This window comes from Stenotrophomonas sp. 22692 (assembly GCF_052045015.1).
Classification (GTDB): Bacteria; Pseudomonadota; Gammaproteobacteria; order Xanthomonadales; family Xanthomonadaceae; genus Stenotrophomonas; species Stenotrophomonas geniculata.
On record NZ_JBQEMR010000002.1, the window covers coordinates 1 to 3897 of the forward strand.

General features: G+C 68.5%; 3 protein-coding genes. All 3 read left to right on the plus strand.

Annotated elements, in window-relative coordinates; all coding sequences use genetic code 11:
• Nucleotides 1–222: 222 nt before the first annotated feature.
• The 3 genes from ACTJJM_RS02300 to ACTJJM_RS02310 all read left to right on the plus strand — a co-directional run bounded on the left by ACTJJM_RS02300 (nucleotide 223) and on the right by ACTJJM_RS02310 (nucleotide 3849).
• The gene (locus ACTJJM_RS02300; RefSeq protein WP_049455656.1) at nucleotides 223–1701 is read left to right on the plus strand and encodes a DNA-3-methyladenine glycosylase 2; all 1479 of its coding nucleotides are present in this window, start codon (nucleotides 223–225) and stop codon (nucleotides 1699–1701) included.
• Nucleotides 1698–2189: a methylated-DNA--[protein]-cysteine S-methyltransferase gene (locus tag ACTJJM_RS02305; RefSeq protein WP_010483106.1), complete on the plus strand. Its 492-nt coding sequence runs from the start codon at nucleotides 1698–1700 to the stop codon at nucleotides 2187–2189. Before ACTJJM_RS02300 ends, ACTJJM_RS02305 begins: the two co-directional genes overlap by 4 nt.
• Nucleotides 2190–2598: 409 nt before the next feature.
• Nucleotides 2599–3849 (plus strand): alkaline phosphatase family protein, encoded by a 1251-nt coding sequence (locus ACTJJM_RS02310; RefSeq protein WP_159359935.1) that lies wholly within the window; start codon nucleotides 2599–2601, stop codon nucleotides 3847–3849.
• Nucleotides 3850–3897 lie beyond the last annotated feature (48 nt).

Here is a 3897-nt window from a genome sequence, read left to right on the forward strand (position 1 = left end):
ATGGATGCCGCGGCCAAGCCCCCAAGGACGGGTTTACGGCGTCTCCCGCAACCGGGCCCACCCCGCCTCCCCACAGGAAACCAGCTTCTGCCGTTGCCGTCGCCGTTGCCGGCCAGCGGCCGGCACTACCGCGGGTGCCGGGCACAGCCCGACCTGACGCCCTTCAGCATCCATGTCCGAATGTGGCGAGTATCTCCACCCGCACACGCCTAGACTGGCGCCATGGATACCGCCCTCGCCCTCGACACCGCCGCCTGCGACCGCGCCCGCCTGGCCCGCGACGCACGCTTCGACGGCGTGTTCTTCACCGCCGTGCGCAGCACCGGCATCTACTGCCGCCCGGTGTGCCCGGCACCGCCACCGAAGCCGCGCAACATCACCTACTACCCGACCGCCGCTGCCGCCGCCGCCGCCGGCTACCGCCCGTGCCTGCGCTGTCGTCCCGAACTGGCGCCGCAGGCACAGCAGGCATTGGCTGGGCAGATCGTGCAGCGCGCCCTCGCCCTGATCCATGGCGGCTTCCTGCAGGAGCAGCCCGTTGCCGACCTCGCGCAGAAGATCGGCCTCAGCGCGCGCCAGCTGCAGCGCCTGTTCGTTGAACACCTGGGCGCGACGCCGGGGCAGATCCACGCCACCCATCGCCTGCTGCTGGCCAAGCAGCTGCTGACCGAGACCACGCTGCCGGTGACCGATGTTGCGCTGGCCGCCGGCTACAACAGCCTGCGCCGCTTCAATACCGCCTTCCTGCAGGGCTGCGGCATGGCACCGACGGCACTGCGTCGCCAGCATCAGCCGCCGGCCGCCGATGACGGCGGCCTGGTACTGCGCCTGGTGTACCGTCCACCGCTGGATTTCCCGCGCATGCTGGCCTTCCTGCGCAAGCGCAGCCTGCCCGGCATCGAACTGATCGGCGAAGACAGCTACCAGCGCGTGCTCGGCACACCCGAGCGCCCCACCCTGCTGCGCGTCACCGCCGACCCGAAACGCCCGGAACTGCGCCTGCAGCTGGGCGCGGTCGATCCGCGCCTGATCCCCGACATCGTGCGCCGCGTGCGTCGCGTGTTCGATCTGGATGCCGACCTGCAGCAGGTGCATGCCGCGCTGGGCGAGGAACCGCTGCTGGCGCGAGGCATCGCCGAACGTCCCGGTCTGCGCGTGCCCGGTGGCTGGGATGGCTTCGAGGTGGGCGTACGCGCCGTGCTCGGACAGCAGGTCAGCGTGGCCGCGGCCACCACCTTCGCGCGGCGCCTGGTCGATGCCTATGGCGCACACCTGCCGGGCATGCCATCGGAATTTGATCGCCAGTTCCCCGCGCCCGAGGTACTGGCTGAGGCGCCGCTGGAATCGATCGGCCTGCCGCGCACCCGCGCCGCCACCGTGCGTGCGCTGGCCGCTGCCTGCGCCAGCGGCCAGCTCGACTTCGGGCCCGGTCAGGCATTGGAGGAATTCGTTGCGCGCTGCGTGGCACTGCCCGGCATCGGCCCGTGGACCGCGCAGTACATCGCGCTGCGCGGACTTGGCCAGCCCGATGCCTTCCCCGCCGGTGACCTGGTGCTGCAGCAGGTCCTCGGCCACGCCCAAGGCCAGCGCCTGAGCGAGCGTGCGACCGAAGCCCGCTCGCAACCGTGGCGCCCGTGGCGCGCCTATGCCGTGCTGCATCTGTGGCACCTGTCCGGCACCTTCGTTGGAGAACCGACATGACCCTGTTGTTCGATCGTTTCGACAGCCCGATCGGCGTGTTGACCATCGCCGGTGACGAGCGTGGCCTGTCGCATGTGCTGTTCCCGGAAAACCGCCATCCGGCACGCGGCCGCGAAGACTGGCACTACGCCCCGGATGCACTGCCGGAAGCACGCGATCAGCTGCTGCAGTTCCTGCACGGCGAGCGCAACAGCTTCGACCTTGTGCTGGCACCACGTGGCACGCCGTTCCAGCTGCGTGTATGGCAGGCGCTGGCGTTGATTCCGTTCGGCCAGACCTGGAGCTACCTGCAGCTGGCGCAGCACCTCGGCCAGCCCAGTGCGACCCGTGCGGTCGGCGCTGCCAACGGCCGCAACCCGCTGCCGATCATCCTGCCCTGCCATCGCGTGATCGGCAGCAACGGTGCACTGACCGGTTTCGGCGGCGGACTGCAAACCAAGGCCGCGCTGTTGCGGCTGGAACAACGCCAGGCACCGCTGTTCGCCTGAGAGGGCTGGCCGGGCTGCGCCCGGCACCCGCAGAGGCAACGGCAAGGTCAAGAGCCAATACAGCTCCGATTTTCTACGCGTTGGGTGGGGCGGTATGGGTGGGCAGGACACGCCGTAAACCCATCCATGGGGGCTCGATGGCGCCATCCATGGCGCCAACGGTCCTGCCCACCCACACCACCCCACCTTCGACAGATTCCCGCGGCGGTGGGTAGGTGTCGACCTTGGTCGACGCGGTAGATCCACGCCATGCGTGTATGGAAGCGTCTGTAAACTGTCTGGAGAAAAGCCCCCTTCTTGTTGAAGGGGGCGCGCCGACAGGCGCGGGGATAAGGAAAAATGCGCGGACACGGCGCGCGATAGTGCGCCGTGTCTTGGGCGCGTCATTACCTCGCACTATGATGGACGGATGACTTCCGTACGCCTGACCTGCGCGCTGGCGCTGCTGCTGCCATTGGCCGCCTGCACCACCGCGCCCACCCCTTCCGCCTCTGTTCCCACCACTGTTGCAACGGCTGCACCGCCGAAGCTGCTGCTGATCTCGATCGACGGCCTGCGCGCCGATGCGCTGGATCGCGGCCTGACACCGAATCTGCAGCGACTGATCGACGGCGGGGTACGCGCGCGCTGGATGACGCCTTCGTACCCGTCGCTGACCTTCCCCAACCACTACACCATCGTCACCGGCCTGCGCCCGGACCACCACGGCATCGTCAACAACAGCATGGACGATGCAACCCTGGGCCGTTTCGAACTGAGCAACCGCGACGCGGTCACTACCAGCGGCTGGTGGGATGGCGAACCGATCTGGGTCGGCGCCGAGAACGTCGGCGTGCGCACCGCCACCACCTCGTGGCCGGGCAGCGAGTCGGAAATCCGTGGCGTGCGCCCCAGCCAGTGGCGCGTCTACGATGGCAAGGAACCACTGGAGCAGCGCGCCGGCATCGTGCTCGACTGGCTGGCGCAGACCGATGCCGATGCACCGCGCCTGACCACGCTGTACATGGAACACGTGGACAAAGCAGGCCACAACTACGGCCCCGAGTCGAAACAGTACGCCGACGCCATCGTGCGCGCCGACCAGATCGTCGGCCAGGTGCTCGATGGACTGCAACAGCGCGGCCTGGTCGCGACCACCAACATCATCGTGGTCTCTGACCACGGCATGGCCAGTGTCGCCGACGGCCACGTGATCGCCACCGAATCAATGGCCGATCCGGCCATCGCGCGCAATGTCAGCCAGGGCCAGTCGGTAGGTTTTGCGCCGGTCGCGGGCCGCGAAGCGGAAGCGGAACGCGCCCTGCTCGGCCGCCATACGCACTACGAGTGCTGGAAGAAGGAGAACCTGCCGGCGCGCTGGCACTACGGCACGCATCCGCGGGTTCCGGCCATCGTCTGTGCCATGGATGAAGGCTGGGACGCCCTTCACCAGGAGAAGATCGCCAAGCGCGCCAGGCAGGATCGAGGCTCGCATGGCTACGACAACGCCCTGCCCTCCATGCGCGCGGTGTTCGTGGCCAGCGGTCCGTCGTTCCGCCAGGGCCTGGTGATCGATGGCTTCGACAATGTCGACGTCTACCCGCTGCTGGCGCACCTGCTGCAGGTGCCGGCCGCGCCGAACGACGGCAATCCGGAAACGCTGAAGAACACCCTGCGCTGATCCGGTTGTAGAGCCGAGCCCATGCTCGGCTGCATTGCGCCAGCCGAG

What these genes read in the sequence shown, in the direction of transcription:
- ACTJJM_RS02310 (WP_159359935.1), top strand. Translation starts at nt 2,599, where the DNA reads ATGACTTCCGTACGCCTGACCTGCGCGCTGGCGCTGCTGCTGCCATTG.
- ACTJJM_RS02305 (WP_010483106.1), top strand. Translation starts at nt 1,698, where the DNA reads ATGACCCTGTTGTTCGATCGTTTCGACAGCCCGATCGGCGTGTTGACC.
- ACTJJM_RS02300 (WP_049455656.1), top strand. Translation starts at nt 223, where the DNA reads ATGGATACCGCCCTCGCCCTCGACACCGCCGCCTGCGACCGCGCCCGC.